The organism is Ruegeria sp. H4, assembly GCF_056533065.1.
This window is the reverse complement of record NZ_JBQFOC010000003.1, coordinates 61110-78672: the sequence shown is the minus strand read 5'-3', so window position 1 is coordinate 78672 and position 17563 is coordinate 61110. Positions and strand designations below refer to the sequence as shown.

The following is a 17563-nucleotide window of genomic DNA, read 5'->3' as shown; positions in this document are numbered from 1 at the left end:
AAGCTGTCAAACAGGCTCACAAACCGACCTCGGCCAGAATGAAATCCGCAATCGCAACCGTATCATTCAGATCGAAAACAGGGCGATCCAGCGTCAGCGGCGTGTCACTGGCAACCGCACGGATCGTGGGGTCGCCCTTGGCGATCAATTGATTGCCCGGCTCGGCACGAAACGCTTCGACTTTGGGGTGAGGTTCGTGCTTGTACCCCTCGATCAGCACCAGATCGACCGGTGACAGGCGGGCCAGCAAATCCTTAAGCGCCGGTTCCGGAGCACCCCGCAATTCCTGCATCAACGCCACCCGCTGCCCCGAGGCCAGCAGAACCTCACTGGCGCCCGCCATTCGGTGGCGATGGCTGTCACGCCCCGGCTGATCAACATCGAAAGAGTGATGCGCGTGTTTGACGGTCGAGACCGAGAAGCCCCGCCCGGTGATCTCGGCCACCAGCCGCTCCATCAACCCGGTTTTGCCCGCGTTTTTCCAGCCGGTGACGCCGTAGATCTTCATGCCTGTTCCAACAGCTTTTCGGCCAACGCCAGATCATCCGGCGTGTTGACGTTGAAAAAGGGATCAAAGGGATCAGCCGGGAATAGCGCCTCGCGACCGCCATGCTGGTCGGTCCACAGCACCACCTTGCGCAACCCGTCGTTCAGTGCTGCCCTCAGATCATCGCGCAAAGCGACGGGCCAGAGGCCAAAGGTCGGGTGCCGGTTGACCCGTCTGCTGCCGCCCGATTTCAACGCCTCATCGCCGGTGCGCGGAGTGGTCGCCAAAACCAGCGGATAGGTCTGACCTTCGGCTGCGGTAGTCAGGCGCGCGACAAGATCACGTGGCAGGAACGGCGTATCCGCCGCTGCCGTAACGATGCTGTCCACCCCTTGCTCTGCCGCCCAGTCGAGCCCTGCCAAAACACCCGCCAAAGGACCCGCGAACCCTTCGATTGTATCCGGTATGACGGGCAGGTTCATGTCGGCGAACCGTTCCGGATCACCATTTGCGTTCAGAGCCAGACCACTCACCTGTGGGGACAAACGGTCGATCACGTGGTTCAATAGGCTCTGCCCGCCAATCTGCAAGAGGCCCTTGTCGCCGCCTCCCATTCGGGTCGCAAGCCCGCCTGCGAGGATGATGCCGAGGGGTGTCTCGTTCATCCCGCACTCTTCCGTCTATGCTTCTTGTCCTCAACCGCCACACTCGCCGGATCAATGTCCCGCAGCAACCGATCCTCGCCCGACAAACATACAAACCGCTGACCCCGCATCCGGCCAATCAGGGTCAATCCAACCTCGCGTGCGATCTCGACGCCCCAAGCAGTGAACCCCGATCGCGAGGCCAAAACCGGGATGCCCATCATCGCCGTTTTGATTACCATCTCGGATGTCAGGCGGCCTGTGGTGTAGAGGATCTTGTCATCGGCGGCCTCACCTTCAGACAGCATCCAGCCTGCGATCTTGTCGACCGCGTTATGGCGGCCCACGTCTTCCATATAGACCAGCGGCCGGTTCTGGCGGCACAGGACCGTTCCGTGGATCGCGCCTGCCTCAAGGTACAAAGACGGTGTGCGATTGATCTTGGCAGCCAGATCATACAGCCACGAGGTGCGCACCGAGACCTGAGGCAGGCGCACATCCTCCAACCCGTCCATCATGTCACCAAAAACAGTGCCCACAGCGCAGCCGCTGGTGCGGGTCTTCTTCTTCAGCTTGTCCTCATAGGAAGTCTCACGCGCCGTGCGGACCACAACCGTTTCCAGATCATCATCATATTCGACACGTGTGATCTGATCATCAGGCAGCAACATCCCCTGATTGCGCAGAAAGCCCAGCGCCAGGTATTCTGGATAGTCGCCAATCGTCATCGCCGTCACGATTTCCTGTGAATTCAGAAAAATCGTCAGCGGGCGTTCTTCGACCACCGAGATCTGGCTGACCTCACCATTCTGATCCACACCTTCGACGGCACGGGTCAACCGGGGCGCACCCGGATCAGGTGCGATGATGTAGTCCGAGACGTTCGGTTTCGTGGCCAATTGCAACCCTCTCTCAAGATCGCTACTGCTGCTGCGATCACCATAGGATTTCGCCATGGCAGACGCCACATCCAAGTCATACTTCTGGAAGGGTTTTCGCGACGGGACGCCGTTCATATTTGTTGCCATTCCGTTTGGCACCCTGTTCGGCGTCTTTGCGACCGAGGCGGGTTTGAACGTTGTGCAGGTGGTCGCCTTTTCCGCCACGGTCTTCGCTGGCGCGGCGCAATTCACCGCGTTGCAGCTGATGCAGGAAAACGCACCAACGGTAATCGTGCTGGCCTCGGCATTGGCGGTGAACCTGCGGGTGGCGATGTATTCGGCGTCTCTGACACCGTTTCTGGGCGCGGCCCCGATGTGGCAGAGGGCTTTCGCGGCGTATCTAACGGTCGACCAATCCTATGCCTGCAGCATTGTGCAGTTCGAAAAAGAACCGAAGATGACGCTACCACAGAGGATGGCGTATTTCTTTGGTTCGGTCACACCGATCACGCCGCTTTGGATTTTGGCCACTTATCTGGGCGCCGTGCTAGGTGCGCGCATTCCAGAAAGCTGGGCGCTGGATTTTGCGCTTCCGATCACCTTTCTGGCCATGATCGGGCCGATGATGCGCACGCTTCCCCATGTGATCGCAGCCTTTGTCGCAATCATCGTCGCCCTCCTGACCGTCTCTGTCCCGTTCAACCTGGGCCTGTTGATCGCAGGAACGGCGGGAATGATCGCAGGTGCACAGTCCGAAGTGATGCTGGAGCGGAGGAAGACATGACCCAGATTGATCCTGTCACCATGTGGACTGTCATAATCGGGCTGGCGATTGGCAGTTTTGCCCTGCGCTTTACCTTTATCGGTCTGGTCGGAGACCGCCCGATGCCGCCATGGCTGCTGCGCCATCTGCGTTATACGGCTGTGGCGATCCTACCCGCGTTGATCGCGCCGCTGGTTGTCTGGCCCGCGGCCACCGAAGGCCAGCCCGATATTGCACGTATGGCGGCGGCAGCAATGGCACTGGGCGTCGGGGTGCTTACCAAAAACGTCCTCGCCGCGATCTTTTCGGGGGCTGCGACGCTTTATGGTTTGCTCTATCTACTCGGCTAGGGCCGCGTCCAACTGATTGAGACGCGCATTGTTCGCCGCCAGACCTTTTTGCAGATCGGCATCATCGTTTTCACGATAGTCTTCAGTCACCACACCGGGCAATTGACCAAATTGATCCGAGAGTTTCACAGGATAGAAGGTCACATCGATCTGCTCGAATCCGGGCACCTGTTGCAGCAATCGCGCTGTTGAGTTCGCACAGAACGCACCCGCGACCGGGCCGCTCTGTTTGGCCAACTGCAAGGCAATTTCCGCCTGCTGGGGTGAGACTTGAATGGTCTGAACACGCGCATAATGCGACTCGCGGGCATGCGAGCTGCGATAGGCCTGCTCGACTGCCGGGGTAATGCCATAGAGAACATCGTCCTTGACCGGCACGACATCGGCCCGGAAAGACCCCGCTGGATCAAAAATCACCCGTTCACTGCCACCGATCATCAGCGACGTATGCGCCCCGGACCCAGTGCGCGTGTTGATCATTGTATAGAGCGTCAGCGTTGACGGCCCCGGATCACGGTAAGACCGGGATACGATCTCTGACGGATCAGCTTGAGGGCGCTGCGAGCCTGCGCAGCCTGCAACGGTTGCTGCCAGTAGGCAGGCAATCAAAATCCGGAACACGGGGCAGCCCTCGCTACGCGTTACGCTGCGAAAACCGCCAGGAACAGGCAGAGGAAGGCGATAGCAATCACACACCAGGTTGTGGCTTTGATAAAGCCGTTGAAGGTTTTGGTTTGAACGGTGATGTCCATTTCGCCGTGCTTGTGGTCAGCCATGAGTCTCAGAATCCCAATTCGCGTGTTTTCCTGTTGGATAATCGAAAAGGCAGTGGCTGTCACGACGTCATTCGCGCGCAGGGGTGCGATCCCCGAAAACAGAACACCCCGGATACCCAAACCCCCAGCGCCACGGCAGCCCGCTGCAAGGTCCGCCGCCGAACCGAACGGCACCATACATTGCATCTGCCGTCAGCGCATGAACGTTGCGCACTTGATCCGGCGTCATGTCATAACGCTGTGCATAATCCTCGGCATATGTGTCCCCATGATCCTTGACGCAGGCGCGCAGGGTCTGATCTGCGGACAGTCGCGCGTCGTAGCTGTCCTCGGGCAGCAAGGCTGCGCCCGCATTGTGATAGGCCCGGTCGTGGATCACGCAGCATTCCTCCCACGGGGGGTGGGCCTCGTATAAGTCTCCGATCTGCGGAAATGTATCGGCCACCCAGCGCCAACTGGTCGACAGACCGCCTGAACAGCCATCTGTTTCAAACGGTGTCAAAGGCACAGTGCCCCGTTGCGCAATCAAAGCGCGATGTGCAGGCATCTCGACGCTGCGCATCAAATCCTGAGCCGCCGCAGCGCCGGATAGGCAGACCAGCAGCACCGCTACCTTACGGGCTTGCATCGCGCATCGCCTGCGTGTCGACCTGCATACCAAAGGTGGTGGCGAGCCACAGCAGAAGGCGTTCAGCCGGGCCCATCTCGGCCCGGATCTGTAGAACCTCTCGCGCCATTGCCGGGCGATCGGTGATCAACCCGTCAACGCCCATCGACGCCATGGCAGACATCTGCAGCGGATCGTTCACTGTCCAGACATAGATATCTTTGCCCGCGTCGTGCACGGAACGGATCAACCCCGGAGAGACCGACGCCGCATTCACGGCGACAAAGTCGCCTTCAAGGCCAGACAAATCCCCCACTGCCGTTGCGGCCAAAACACCCGCGCGCCAATTGGGACGCAAAGATTTCATCTTTTGTACCGCAGGATACTTCAGAGACATCGTGGCGATCTGATCCTGCATCCCGAACTCTTCGACCAGCGCAACCACCCGGTTTTCCAGATCGATATCGTGGCCATAGTATTTCAGTTCGATGATAACCTTGGCTTTGCCCTTTACAGCTTCTAGAACTTCGCGCAGCGTTGGGGTGCGCTGATCCGCGTATTCAGGGCCGAACCAACTGCCGATGTCGATCTCTGCCACGTCCTCCATCGTGGCATCCCAGACCTTCAGATCGACCTGCGCCAATTTCATGAAGTCACTGTCATGCGCAACAATCACCTCATTATCCGCGGTTTCCTGCACATCGATCTCAACCCAATCCGCGCCATCCTCGATCGCCTTTAGAACCGAGGACATCGTGTTTTCGGGCCTCAACGCTGCCGCGCCACGATGACCGATCACCTCGGCCCGATCGGGCGCCTGTACCTGCTCCAGAAGGCGATGGCCAAACCAGCTGCCGACCAGCAACGCAATCACCGAAAGGCCCACCGCACCGATCAGCGACAGGCGCAGACGACGCGGTTCGGGATGCGGGATATCCGCGACCTGAGGTTCAAAGAACCCATCCAACAGCAACGCAAGCGCGCCCAGCGCCATTGCCGCCAGAACCAACCCCGATAGTGACCAAAGCCCCGCGATCACCAGGCTATAGATCAGCGCCAACCGCAGATGATCGCTGCCTTGCAATGGAACCAGCGCAAACAGTAGCCCGGCAATCGCCGCAATCGCCGCTGCGATCACAAGGCGCAGGCCGAGCCAGGCAACCAAAGACAACTTCAACCGTCCTTGCCGCCCTTCCATCCTTATCGCGCTGACCCCAAACACATGCGCCGGGTGGACATTTTCGAACAGCACAAGATGCAGCGACAGCGCCCATGCCGACAATCTGCGGATCAGAACCCAAGCCATCACCAATGCAACCGCGCCAATCAGCAGAACGGCAATCCAAAAGGCGGGCAGGTGCAAGGTCAGGTAGTAGTTGATGTCGTATTCCGTCAGCGCCCACCACGCGATCAGGCCCGAGATGGCCAGAAAGGGCAGTGCCAGAATCAGAACGCGCAGAATAAAACGCCAAGCAAACCCAAACAGGGCTGGCAGGCGCGACACCACCAGCCGGATGGCGGAACTGCCCGCCCGCCACGGGTTAGGTTCATCCATGCGTAGAGAGCCTGCCATGACGGCAAAGACGAAAACCTCAGCCATCAGAAACAGGCTCAGCACGACCAGGGCCGCGATGAACCCTGCGGGCGATAGGATGAAGGTGGCGATATCCTGATCCGTCAACGCCGACTGATCAGACAGAGAAACTGCCAGATTGATCGCTGCGGCGATAGCCGGCGCAATGAGTGCGATCAGCAGCAGGCGCACTGCAATGTAGATGGGAACAAAGGTCTGCCGCCGGGCCCAGGCACCAGAATAGGCCCGAACTATGACTGAGACATATGACACGTCGTGGCCTCCTGAATGATGGGATCATTCAAGGCCGCGTAGCCGTGAATTGCAAGTCAGCTTTCTTCCAGATCGGCGGCCAGCCGGAACCCGATACGATTGGCTGGTTTGTCTTCGACCGATTTCGGCAAGGCGCGCAACATCACATTCAGTTGGCTGACATGCTGCACCAGCTGGGTACGGCCACCGGCCCCGTCCGAGCCGTAGAAGGTGATGATATCAGGATCAAAATAGCCCATGCCTTCGATCCGCAGCACACCCGCGTCTCCGCCAGTGAAGCCCATCGCGACCTCATGATCGCCATCCAGTGTCTTTTCGAAGTTCTGGATGTATAGGATCAGTCGTTCATAAGCCCATTGCGCCGGGCTTTTGGTTTCAACCGGTTTCTGCAATGGTTCCGGCAAAGGCTTCGACCCAGACTCGGCTTCGGAATTGGCGTGCACCTCATAGCAGCGCGGCAGCGCCGCCGCTTCGGCTGCCTCGGCTGAGGTCTCGATCTCGTCCTGCATTCTTTACCCTTTGCGTTGGTAGACCCAGGCTCCGTCTGCGCGGCGCGTCCGGGTGACGGACCCAATGTGGTAAAGATGGTTCATATGTGCAACCGCTTCGACCAGCGCGAGGCCATATTCCCCCTCACGAATGGTCCGTTTGAACAGCGGTGCAAAGCAATCCGCCGCAGCTTTGGGTGTGTCCAGATCATCCAACAGGCGCTTTAGCGCACCATGATGGTTGTCGATCAGTTGACGCATACGCAGGGGCAAACCGGTAAAGGGCAGCTTATGCCCCCCCAGAACCAGATGATCGGCCCGCGCAAGCCCTTCCAGCCGTTCACACGCCTCTAACCAACCTGAGACTGGATCAGCTATGGGTTCGGTAGCATAGACACCCAGATTTGGACTGATCGAGCTGAGGATCTGATCGCCGCTTAGCACCAGATTGTCATCTCGGCTCCAGAGTGTGACATGTTCCGGCGCGTGGCCGTTGCCCATATGCACATCCCAATCGCGCCCACCTGCGCGCAGAACATCGCCCTGTTTCACCCGCGTGAACCCCAATGGCATCGGATATACCGTGTCGGCGAAGTTGAAGGGCCGGTCAGCCTTGCGCTTGTTCAGAACCTCGGCAGACATGCCCGCGCTTTGGTAGAAGTCCAGCGTTTCCTGGGGCCAGCTTTCCTGAACATCCAATGTCAGCATACGCGCAAACAACCAGGCGGTTCGGCTGGTCAGAAGTTCGGCGCCATGTTCAGACTGAAACCAACCCACATTCCCGACATGATCAGGATGATGATGGGTCGCCAGCACGCGGCGGACGGGTTTGCCCGCAAGCGGACCGGACATCAACTGCTGCCAGATCGCGCGTGTTTTCCCGGATGAAATCCCGGTATCCACAAAGGTCCAGCCATCCCCATCGTCCAGCGCATAGACATTGACGTGATCCAGCGCCATGGGCAGCGGCAAGCGCATCCACAAGACACCTTCGGCAATCTCAATCGCCTCACCCGGTGCGGGCGGTTCGGGCCAGGGATATTCGATCATCGACACCGCCATTCAGCTTTTAAGCCGCCAGATCATCTGCACTGAGCGCGAAAAGGTCCTCGGCCCCGTTTTGCGCCTGCGCCAAAAGACCGGAATACTGCGGCAGCAACCCGTTGATGTAGAACCGCGCCAGCTTGCACCGCGCGCCTCGCGGATCGGCCAATGCCGCCTTGAGGTGGTAGTGCCCGCCCAGAACGCGGGCAAAAGCACTCAGATAGGCATGCGCCCCGGCAAATCGGTTGTTCATATCCCCTTGGCTGACCATCCATTCGGTTGCTTCACGCAGGGATTCGGTTGCTTCCCAGACCGGACCTGCAAGATCGGGCAGCGTGGCACGGGCCTGTTCGGCATGGTCTTCGATCTCATCCAGCAGGCGCGAGGCAGCCTCGCCCCCATCCATCATCTTTCGGGCGACAAGGTCCATGGCCTGAATGCCATTCGTGCCCTCATATATCGCCGCCACGCGGACATCGCGGTAGTATTGAGCCGCCCCGGTTTCTTCGATCACACCCATGCCACCATGCACCTGAACACCTGTTTCCGAGACGCGCATCCCGGTCTGTGATCCAAAGGCTTTGCAAATGGGGGTCAACAGCGCGGCACGCGCAGCCCAATCGGCATCCCCATTGGCCTGCGCCATATCAATGGCCACCGCATTCGCCAGCATGACCGCACGCGCGGCAAAGGTGTCGGCGCGCATCTCTGCCAACATCCGGCGTACATCAGCATGATCTATGATGGTGCCCGAGGGCGTTTTGCCCTGTTTGCGATCCATCGCATAGGCCAGCGCGTGTTGATATGCAGCCTCGGCCACGCCCACGCCCTGCCCGCCAACGCCCAAACGCGCGTTGTTCATCATTGTGAACATAGCCGCCATACCGCCATGCTCTTTGCCCACAAGCCAGCCGGTCGCCCCGTCATACTGCATCACACAGGTCGGCGAGCCGTGCAGGCCAAGCTTGTGTTCAAGCGAGACGACCTTCAGATCATTGGCAACGGCCGGGTTGCCCTCGGCATCCGGAATGAACTTGGGCACCAGAAACAGCGAGATCCCTTTGGTGCCGGGAACCCCATCCGGGAGACGCGCCAAAACCAAATGGCAGACATTCCCCGCAAAGTCGTTGTCACCCCATGAGATATAGATTTTCTGCCCCGTGATTGCGTAGGTGCCGTCCCCGTTGGGTTCAGCTTTCGAGGTCAGCGCGCCAACATCGGACCCGGCCTGCGGTTCCGTAAGGTTCATTGTGCCAGACCATTCACCTGCCATCATCTTGGGCAGGTACAATGTTTTGAGGTCATCGCTGGCATGATGTTCCAACGCCTCGATTTGGCCCTGTGTCATCAGCGGGGCCAGTTGCAGCGACAGGCAGGCCGCACTCATCATCTCGTTCACTGCGGTGGTAACGGTCATCGGCAGGCCCATGCCGCCATATTCCGGATCGCCACTGATGCCAATCCAACCGCCTTCGGCAATCGCGGTCCAGCCATCGGCATACCCGGGCGAGCTGCGCAGAACACCGTTTTCCAGACGTGCGGGCGTCAGATCACCGGGCCGCTGAAGCGGGGCCAGAACCTCTTCGCACATCTTGCCCGCCTCAGACAGGATCGCGCTGACCACATCGGGGCTGGCATCCGCAAAGCGATCTGTCGCGGCGATCTGATCGAACCCCACAACGTTTTCGAACAGGAACTGATAATCTGAAAGCGGCGCGCGGTATGGCATTTTTTCCCTCAGGAGCTGTCTGATCGGCTGTTTGCAGGCGGGCTTGGATTTCCGACACTGCACCGGTATGCATCAAGGCTTGGAAGCATTACCTAACGTTCCCTATGTTCCGAGCAACCGAAACGCGGCGTCACCAGACATGATCCCAACGACTCTCGATCTGACAGCGGACCCAGGCGGCATCGCACGGGCCGCAGACCTTTTGCGGCAGGGCTTGCTGGTCGCCTTTGCGACCGAGACAGTTTATGGGCTTGGTGGCGACGCCCGGAACGGCGAGGCGGTCGCCGCGATCTATGAGGCCAAGGGACGACCCAGCTTTAACCCGCTGATCGCTCATGTCGCCTCGGTCGAGGCAGCCCGACGATTTGTCGACTGGTCAGACCATGCAGAAACGCTTGCCAATGCGTTCTGGCCCGGACCGCTGACGCTGGTTCTGCCCTTGCGTGATGGTCACAGTATCTCTCCGCTGGTCACGGCAGGGTTGGAAACACTGGCTGTGCGCGTCCCCGCACACCAAACCGCCCGGGACCTGCTGGCTGCCTTTGACGGCCCAGTGGCCGCCCCATCTGCCAATCCATCCGGCCTGATCAGCCCCACCACCGCTGATCATGTGCGCGCAGGGCTTGGCGGCCGGATTTCTGCCATTCTGGATGACGGACCCTGTGGGGTCGGGCTGGAATCGACCATTGTTGGTTTGGCCGGGGAACCTACCTTGTTGCGCCCCGGTGGTATCGCGCTTGAGGATATCGAAACCGCTCTCAACACACGCCTGCACCTGCACCAAGTCGGGGATAACCTGACGGCACCGGGACAACTGCAATCCCACTACGCCCCTGACGCCCCCGTCCGCCTGAACGCTTTGTCGAAGCGGGGCGAGGAGGTTTTGCTGGGCTTTGGTCCGGTAGATTGCGACCTGAACCTTTCTGAGAGTGGAAACCTGATCGAAGCCGCCGCCAATCTGTTTGCTGCTTTGCACAGGTTGAATGAAACGGGCCGACCTATTGCTGTGTCCCCGATACCCGATCACGAGCTTGGGGCGGCTATCAATGACCGCCTGCGCCGTGCTGCGGCACCGCGCGACAGCTGACTACGCACGCCCGGCGCTGGCCGACAGGGTCAGTGGATCGACACCCAGCGTGGCCAGCGCGGCCTCCCACTTGTCGTCATCGGGGACATCGAACACCAGTTGCGGGCTCGCCTCAGCCGTCAGCCAGCCATTCATGGCGATCTCATCCTCCAGCTGACCGGGACCCCAACCTGCGTATCCCAGCGTGACCATTGAATTCAGTGGGCCCCGGCCAGAGGCCAAATCCTCAAGCACATCCAGCGTTGCGGTCATGCTGAAAGACTCTGAGATTTGCAGCGAATGCAGATTGGCATCGTAGTCGGCGCTGTGCAGGACAAAGCCGCGCGACATCTCGACCGGGCCACCGAAATGCACCAACCGTTCCCCCACCACCGGAATACGACAGGCTATGTTCAGTTGGCCTAGCAAGGCTTTGATCCGCAGGTCTGAGGGTTTATTCACGATCAAGCCCATCGCGCCGTCATCACCATGACTGCACATATAAACAACCGAATGGTCGAAGCGCGGATCACCCATGCCGGGCATCGCAATCAACAGTTTTCCGGTCAGGTCCATGGGGCGGGGTCTCTTTCAAATGGCACCTCAACAATGGCCTCGCGGCACAGGGATTGGCAAGATGGCACTGAGGTTTTTGGCAGATTTCAGTCCGGTGACCCGAACGTGACTTGGATTTCATCCGCATACCACGCATGTATAGGTCATGATCGCGTTCAAGAAACCCGTCACGGCCGCTGTTGCGGCTTGCCTGTGTGCCGTCTCGCCTGCCCCGGCGCAGCAACTGGATGGTGTCGTCCAACTGGACGTTCTGGATGGGGGTCGGACCACCAACGGCACCTATCTGGGGGCATTGCGCCTGACCTTGCAGGATGGCTGGAAAACCTATTGGCGCGCGCCGGGGGATGCGGGGATTCCGCCGCAATTTGACTGGACCGGGTCGCGTAATGTTGGCGATGTGTCGATCACATGGCCTGCCCCGGATGTGTTTGACCAAAATGGGCTGCAATCCATCGGGTACGAGGATCAATTGGTTTTGCCGGTCGAGATCACGCCGAAAAACCCTGCCAAGCCTGTTCGCCTGCGCGGCGAGATGGATTTGGGCGTCTGCAAGGATGTCTGCATCCCAGAAAGACTGGATTTTGACCACACGCTGGACGCCAAGGCCGACCGCAACCCGGCTATCGCTGCGGCCCTTGCTCAACGCCCGTTTTCCGCAGGCGAAGCCAATGTTTCAGCCGCACGATGCAGCCTGACACCTACGGTAGACGGCATGCAGATCGAAGCGCGCGTGACCATGCCCTCGGCTGGCGGGCAGGAAATAGCAGTGATCGAACCGGGCAATCCGGTGCTTTGGGCCTCGCAGCCTGAAACAGTGCGTCAGGGCGGCACGCTGATTGCAACGGCGGAAGTTATCAACGCCTCGGGCGCGCCCTTCGCGCTGGATCGGTCCGAAATTCGAATCACGGTTCTGGGCGCAAACCACGCGGTCGACATTCAGGGTTGCACTGCGGGTTGATCACATGAGCCAAACCCCAAAAATCGGTGCGCTGGCCGTTGTTCTGCATCAGGGTCAGGTCCTGCTGGTGCAACGCAGCAAACAGCCCGACCGTGGGCTTTGGGGCTTTCCGGGCGGCCATGTGGAATGGGGCGAAACCGTTCTTGAGGCAGCGCAGCGGGAGCTGTTCGAAGAAACCTCGGTCACCGCGGAACCGCTGCACTATCTGGACAATCTGGATCTGCTGCGACGGGATGAGGCAGGAGAAGTCATCTCACACTACTTACTCGTCGGCGTGGCCTGCCGCTATCAGTCAGGCGAACCCAAAGCCGGCGATGACGCGCTGGACGCACGCTGGTTTCCGATTGAACGGATACGTCAGGGCGATTTACAGATGAGCGCGCGCGTACCCCAGCTTTTGGAACGGGCCCTGCGCGTGGGCTAAGTGCCAACCCGGCCTTTCAACCGCACATAAAGCAATCCGGACGCTGCAAAGCTGAGCGCCAGTATCGGGAGAGCTCCGGCCAAAAACGCACCCAGCCCCATATCCAAGACACCCGCGCCGCCCTCATCCGGGTAGAGCGCAGAGAGAATGCCCATCGGTGCACCAGCAACTGCAGGCCACACCATCGTCACTGCAAACCACAGCATCAGCACGACCCCGGTGGCCGCAACAGCGCTCTGCATCACCCGATCCGGTGCGCGCATGGCCCGGCGCATGGCTGTCATCGGACGGGAGACGTCATTCAGAATAGCCAGCAAGGCAGGAACCAGGACCAAAACCAGCAACATGCCGAAACCCAAGCCGTAGACCAGAGTGATAACGGTCGGCTTCAAAAATTGTGCTTGCTGAGAACCTTCATACAGCAACGGTGTCAGACCCAGCACTGTCGTCAGCGTCGTCAGCATCACCGGGCGCAACCGGTCAGCCGTGCCTTCGACAATCGACGGGACCAGACCGCGTTCCTGCTGATAGCCATCTATGGTTGTCACCAAAACGATTGAATCGTTGATGATGATACCGGTCATGCCCAGCAGACCAACAACCGTGAACATGCTCAGCGGCACATCCCAAATATAATGCCCCCAGATCGCACCCACCAAGCCAAACGGGATAATGGCCATCACCACCAGAGGTCTGGACCAACTGGCAAAGACCCAGGCCAGCACCAGATAAATCCCGGTCAAACACAGGATCAGACCCGTGCGCGCCTCGGAGAGGAACTCGTTTTCCTGCTCGCTCAGCCCTGCCATGCGCCATTCGACCTGTCGTTCAGCAGCGATATTGGGCAGAATCTCTTCGTTCAGTGCGCGTTCAATCTCTGCCGCGCGGGTCGGATCATCCTCGGAAATGTCGCCATTCACCGAGATCACCCGCAGCCCATTCTCGCGCCGCACAGTTGAGAAGCCGGATTTCCGCTCGACCGAGACAATATCGGCCAGCGGCACATACACCCCGTCGGGTGTGCGCATCAGGGTGCGTTCCAGGAAGTCAGCCGTCAGCTCGCCTTCGGGCAGTTCCACCCGGATCTCGGCGCTGCGTGGCCCGTCCGGGAAGGTCGCGGCCTCGATCCCGTTCAACCTGTTGCGCAATACGCGCCCCAGAGTTTCGATGCGGAAACCCAAGGCTTGCCCCTGCGCGGTCAGGTCAAGAATGTATTCTTCTTTGTCATAGGCCAGATTGTCTTCCAACGCCGAAACTTCGGGGTACTTTGACAGTTCGGTCTGAAGGTCTTCAGACGCAGCCTTGAGCGTGTTCACATCGGAACCGTAGAACTGCACGTCGATGGCATCGCCACCTGGGCCTGACCGCCAGCCTCGGAAGCTGATCAGCTCGACCTTGGGATGGCGGGGCACGAAATCCTGCAGCTCGCCCACAAATTCAAAGCTGGAATAGGGGCGCAGGTCAGCATCAATCAGTTCGATCGAGATGCCACCCAGCAGATCATCATCCTTACCTTCGGCAGCCGACAGGCCAAACCCGGCGCTGCCGCCAACCTCGGCCAAAACGTAATCGATGGGGTTACGACCATGACGTTCCTCGTAGATTGCGCCCAGTTCTTCGGCGGCTTGCTGCAACTGTCGCATCATCTCGAACGTATCGGCGCGGGTCGCCCCTTCGGCCATGATAAAGTTGCCGGTGACCGAACCACGCTCGGGCGCGTTGAAGAACCGCCAGTTCACATCGCCCCTGATGAACAGGGCAATCTGGCTGGCCAGAATGACAACCATCAGGGCGACAACCACATAGCGGGCCCAGACCACCCAGGCGATGAAGGGCCGGAACAGGCGATCCCGCACCCAGCGAAACCCCCGGTTGACGACCCGGTTGGGCAGGTCGTACCAATGTTCCTTCGCCGAATGGGCGATGGCATGGGCCATGTGGTTGGGTAGGATCAGGAAACACTCGATCAGTGAGGCCGCAAGAACGGCGATCACGGTGAATGGGATGTCCCGGATCAACTCTCCGAACCGACCACCGACAAGAGTCAGGCCGAAGAATGCGATCACGGTTGTTAGTGTTGCCGCGAATACCGGCATGGCCATCCGCCGGGCGGCGCGTTCAGCGGCAACCATGGGCGGCTCACCTAGTCGGCGGGCACGAAAATCAGCGTGTTCGCCCACCACGATCGCGTCGTCCACCACGATGCCTAGGGTGATGATCAGGCCGAATAGCGAGACCATGTTGATCGACAAGCCACCCAGATACATCAGCGCAATAGCGGCTGACATTGCGACGGGAATGCCTGCGGCCACCCAGAAAGCAATCCGCGCATTGAGGAACAGAAAAAGCAGGCATACAACCAGCCCAAGCCCGACAAGGCCGTTGTCGATCAGAATGTCCAGCCGGTCTGTGATGGACTGCGCTCGCGTCCGGATCAACTCGACGGTGACGCCTTCAGGCAGGCTGGCCTGCATCTCGGCCACCACGTCTTCGACCTGATGTTGAATGCCGATGGCATCGCCCAGATTAGAACGATCCACCCGGATGGACATGGCTGGATCTTCGCCCACGAAATAGCTTCGATTGCGGTCGACCCCTTCAATCCGGATCTGCGCGACATCGCCCACGAACAGTTTGGAACCATCTGCAAAATTGCGCAGTGCGATGCCTTCGATCTCTTCCGGGGTGCGCTTCTCCGAACCTGTTCGGATACGGGCATTGGCGCCCGTGACATCCCCGGCGGGGCTGGCGTTAACCTCAGCCGCAATGGCCGAGGAAATGTCAGACAAGGCAATGTCGTTTGCGATCAACTGCGCCGTTGGAACCTCGACCACCACACGCGGCGCGGCCAAGCCGCGGATCGTGGTGCGCGTAACACCCGCAGCGAACAGCCTGTTGATCAGTTCATCAGTAAACTTCGCCAATTGGTCAGGCGCTACTGGGCCGGTGATCACAACATCGGTCACACGATCACGCCAGGCCCCGCGCCGGATCGAGGGTTCTTCGGCGTCTTCAGGCAAGGTTGTGACACTATCAACGGCGGTCCGAACATCTTCGACGGCGCGGGACATATCCCAGTTGGCTTCGAACTCAAGCCGGATGTTCGCGGACCCTTCTCGTGAAGTGGCTGTGGTACTGGCTACGCCCTCGACCGCCAGCAGCTCGGGCTCCAGCAACTGAACAATACCGTTGTCAACATCCTCGGGGCCTGCGCCCTCCCACTCGACGTTAACATCGACCCGTTCCAGAATGACATCGGGAAAGAACTGCGCGCGCATGTTGGGAATCGCAGCAGCCCCCAAAACCAGCATGACCAGCAGCAATAGATTGGCGACCGTCCGGTGCCGGGTGAAATAGCTCAGAATGCCGCCCGCCGCGCTTGGGATTTCGCGCATCATAGCGCTTAGCCCCCAGCCCGGTTTTCAATCCGGCGGACCAGCGAGGCGGGCACTTGCGCCGCTTCCAACTGACCCAGCATTCGGGTTTTGACATCCTGAGGCATACCTTCGCTGGCCTCAACCTGCGCGACAAGCTGCGCGCGCTGCGTATCCGTCAACTCGACCATATCCGCGTCAGCGCTTTCCTCGACCCGCAGGGGGCGCACGCGCACGCCGGAACCCAGCAACGGCGTGCGGCCAATAACCACTTCGCGGCCTTCCAGTCCGTCGCCGCGCAGCAAAACCTCATCACCCTGCCGTCGTATCAACTGCACCGGCAGGGTTTCCAGACGGTCATCCGCGCCCAGCACCAAAACCGTGCCCGCCGCATCCAGAACGGATGAGGGCAAACGCACAACGGCGTCGACCGCCTGTTCCTGAACGGTGACCGTCACAAAATCCCCTGGTTTGAAGCCCGAGGCGCTATCCAATCGTGCAAAGATCAGACGACCTGTCTGCCCCTCGCCTGCTGATCCGCTGTCGCGGCTGATCCGTCCTGTTGCAGTCAGGTCGGCCCCCGTCACCTCAAGCGACACCGTTACCGGAGCGTTTAGTAGGGTGCCATCTTCATCCAGCAATCGGACAAATTGGGCCGTTGAAACCCGGAAGGCAACTTCCAACGCATCAGGGTCCACCAGCTCAGCCAGTTTTTCGTTGGCGGCAACCAGTCGTCCTTCGACCAATGTTACATCGGTCAGTGTACCGCCGAACCCGGCCCGAATGGTCATGTCATCCAGATCGCGTTCTGCCGCTTCAAGCGCAATCCGCGCGCGGGCCAATAGCGTGGTGGCCTGATCCACACGCGATTCAGCCTGCGCCAGTGCAATCCGACGCGCCAGAACAGATTGCTGGGCCGAGGTGGCCGACAATTCGGCCTCTTCCACGCTCGCAGTCGCACCCACACCACGGGATTCCAGATCGCGTTGCCGTTGCAAAGCGCGTTCGCGCAGCTCAGCCTGCGCTTCTGCCGATTTCAACTCATCCTGCGCCAGCAGCAGGGATCGTTCCGCATCGCGTTCCTCGAACTGGGCATCCAGCAGATCGGATTTGGCCCGGTCCAAGGCGGATTGCGTGTCCGCAGGGTCCAGCTCAACCAGAACTTCACCCGCCGTAACCGTCCCGCCATCCTCGAAATCATCGGCGAGTGAGATCACACGCCCACCCAGCGCCGCGCGTAGTTCAAGCCGGCGGCGGCTTTGCACCTCACCAAAGGCTTCCAGATAGGGTGTTACGGTCTGCAACTCGGCTGTTCTGACCGACACTGTAAACACACGCTCGCGCGCCGGGGGTTTTGCGGTGTCGCGCGCAATCACGTCTTGCACAGCACCTGTGATCATCTGGACAGCGACAAACAGCAAAGCCAACGTCAGCGACGCCAGAAAGACACCGACAAGACTTTGCCTTAGAAAACGCATTCTCACTTACCCCGGTTGCAATGGGCTGCCTTACGCAAAATGTAGCCGGACCGTGAAATATGCCAAGCCACA

18 protein-coding genes are annotated in these 17563 nt (G+C 59.7%); 5 read left to right on the top strand and 13 right to left on the bottom strand.

Features of this window, described 5'->3' with window-relative positions:
- Positions 1 to 16 precede the first annotated feature (16 nt).
- The 3 genes from mobB to ACR0KG_RS16580 are packed head-to-tail and all read right to left on the bottom strand — an operon-like array spanning position 17 to position 2087.
- Positions 17 to 508 carry a molybdopterin-guanine dinucleotide biosynthesis protein B gene (mobB, locus tag ACR0KG_RS16590; RefSeq protein WP_480827897.1) on the bottom strand — a complete coding sequence of 164 codons (492 nt, stop codon included), beginning with the start codon at positions 506 to 508 and terminating at the stop codon, positions 17 to 19.
- Complete coding sequence (gene mobA / locus ACR0KG_RS16585; protein WP_480827896.1) at positions 505 to 1152, bottom strand: molybdenum cofactor guanylyltransferase MobA; 648 nt, start codon at positions 1150 to 1152, stop codon at positions 505 to 507. Before mobA ends, mobB begins: the two co-directional genes overlap by 4 nt.
- Positions 1149 to 2087, bottom strand: a complete 939-nt coding sequence (locus tag ACR0KG_RS16580; RefSeq protein WP_480548489.1) for a formate dehydrogenase accessory sulfurtransferase FdhD — start codon at positions 2085 to 2087, stop codon at positions 1149 to 1151. The genes mobA and ACR0KG_RS16580 overlap by 4 nt, the downstream gene beginning before the upstream one ends.
- Between ACR0KG_RS16580 and ACR0KG_RS16575 the strand changes: the two genes are divergently transcribed.
- Both ACR0KG_RS16575 and ACR0KG_RS16570 read left to right on the top strand, forming a co-directional pair.
- Positions 2086 to 2796, top strand: a complete 711-nt coding sequence (locus tag ACR0KG_RS16575; protein WP_480548488.1) for an AzlC family ABC transporter permease — start codon at positions 2086 to 2088, stop codon at positions 2794 to 2796. The two genes, ACR0KG_RS16580 and ACR0KG_RS16575, sit on opposite strands and share 2 nt — an antisense overlap.
- Positions 2793 to 3125 (top strand): AzlD domain-containing protein, encoded by a 333-nt coding sequence (locus ACR0KG_RS16570; RefSeq protein ID WP_480548486.1) that lies wholly within the window; start codon positions 2793 to 2795, stop codon positions 3123 to 3125. The genes ACR0KG_RS16575 and ACR0KG_RS16570 overlap by 4 nt, the downstream gene beginning before the upstream one ends.
- Here ACR0KG_RS16570 and ACR0KG_RS16565 read toward each other — a convergent pair.
- From ACR0KG_RS16565 to ACR0KG_RS16535, 7 genes are all read right to left on the bottom strand, one after another.
- A complete protein-coding gene (locus tag ACR0KG_RS16565; protein WP_170535739.1) occupies positions 3114 to 3746 on the bottom strand; it encodes a hypothetical protein in 633 nt (210 codons plus the stop codon). The genes ACR0KG_RS16570 and ACR0KG_RS16565 overlap by 12 nt on opposite strands.
- A gap of 20 nt (positions 3747 to 3766) precedes the next feature.
- A complete protein-coding gene (locus ACR0KG_RS16560; protein ID WP_170535738.1) occupies positions 3767 to 3901 on the bottom strand; it encodes an aa3-type cytochrome c oxidase subunit IV in 135 nt (44 codons plus the stop codon).
- 67 nt (positions 3902 to 3968) lie between these two features.
- Entirely contained in the window at positions 3969 to 4529 is a 561-nt protein-coding gene (locus ACR0KG_RS16555) for a hypothetical protein (RefSeq protein ID WP_480544400.1), read from the bottom strand.
- A complete protein-coding gene (locus ACR0KG_RS16550) occupies positions 4516 to 6354 on the bottom strand; it encodes a glycerophosphodiester phosphodiesterase family protein (RefSeq protein ID WP_480827895.1) in 1839 nt (612 codons plus the stop codon). Before ACR0KG_RS16550 ends, ACR0KG_RS16555 begins: the two co-directional genes overlap by 14 nt.
- Positions 6355 to 6410: 56 nt before the next feature.
- Positions 6411 to 6863, bottom strand: coding sequence for a DUF6173 family protein (locus ACR0KG_RS16545; protein WP_353013580.1), 453 nt, complete (start codon positions 6861 to 6863; stop codon positions 6411 to 6413).
- A 3-nt stretch (positions 6864 to 6866) separates the two neighbouring features.
- Positions 6867 to 7892: an MBL fold metallo-hydrolase gene (locus ACR0KG_RS16540; RefSeq protein ID WP_480548480.1), complete on the bottom strand. Its 1026-nt coding sequence runs from the start codon at positions 7890 to 7892 to the stop codon at positions 6867 to 6869.
- A 19-nt stretch (positions 7893 to 7911) separates the two neighbouring features.
- Positions 7912 to 9615 (bottom strand): acyl-CoA dehydrogenase, encoded by a 1704-nt coding sequence (locus tag ACR0KG_RS16535; protein ID WP_480544403.1) that lies wholly within the window; start codon positions 9613 to 9615, stop codon positions 7912 to 7914.
- A gap of 139 nt (positions 9616 to 9754) precedes the next feature.
- Between ACR0KG_RS16535 and ACR0KG_RS16530 the strand changes: the two genes are divergently transcribed.
- Positions 9755 to 10702, top strand: a complete 948-nt coding sequence (locus ACR0KG_RS16530; protein ID WP_480548478.1) for an L-threonylcarbamoyladenylate synthase — start codon at positions 9755 to 9757, stop codon at positions 10700 to 10702.
- On the opposite strand, the gene ACR0KG_RS16525 is transcribed toward ACR0KG_RS16530, so the two are convergent.
- Positions 10703 to 11257: a YqgE/AlgH family protein gene (locus ACR0KG_RS16525; protein WP_480548476.1), complete on the bottom strand. Its 555-nt coding sequence runs from the start codon at positions 11255 to 11257 to the stop codon at positions 10703 to 10705.
- Between the two features lie 145 nt (positions 11258 to 11402).
- On the opposite strand from ACR0KG_RS16525, the gene ACR0KG_RS16520 reads away from it, so the two are divergent.
- Complete coding sequence (locus tag ACR0KG_RS16520; protein WP_480544406.1) at positions 11403 to 12215, top strand: protein-disulfide reductase DsbD domain-containing protein; 813 nt, start codon at positions 11403 to 11405, stop codon at positions 12213 to 12215.
- A gap of 4 nt (positions 12216 to 12219) precedes the next feature.
- Complete coding sequence (locus ACR0KG_RS16515; protein WP_480548474.1) at positions 12220 to 12639, top strand: NUDIX hydrolase; 420 nt, start codon at positions 12220 to 12222, stop codon at positions 12637 to 12639.
- On the opposite strand, the gene ACR0KG_RS16510 is transcribed toward ACR0KG_RS16515, so the two are convergent.
- Together ACR0KG_RS16510 and ACR0KG_RS16505 are read right to left on the bottom strand one after the other, a co-directional pair.
- Entirely contained in the window at positions 12636 to 16037 is a 3402-nt protein-coding gene (locus tag ACR0KG_RS16510) for an efflux RND transporter permease subunit (protein WP_480827894.1), read from the bottom strand. The genes ACR0KG_RS16515 and ACR0KG_RS16510 overlap by 4 nt on opposite strands.
- Positions 16038 to 16042: 5 nt before the next feature.
- Positions 16043 to 17491 (bottom strand): efflux RND transporter periplasmic adaptor subunit, encoded by a 1449-nt coding sequence (locus ACR0KG_RS16505; RefSeq protein WP_480827893.1) that lies wholly within the window; start codon positions 17489 to 17491, stop codon positions 16043 to 16045.
- Positions 17492 to 17563 lie beyond the last annotated feature (72 nt).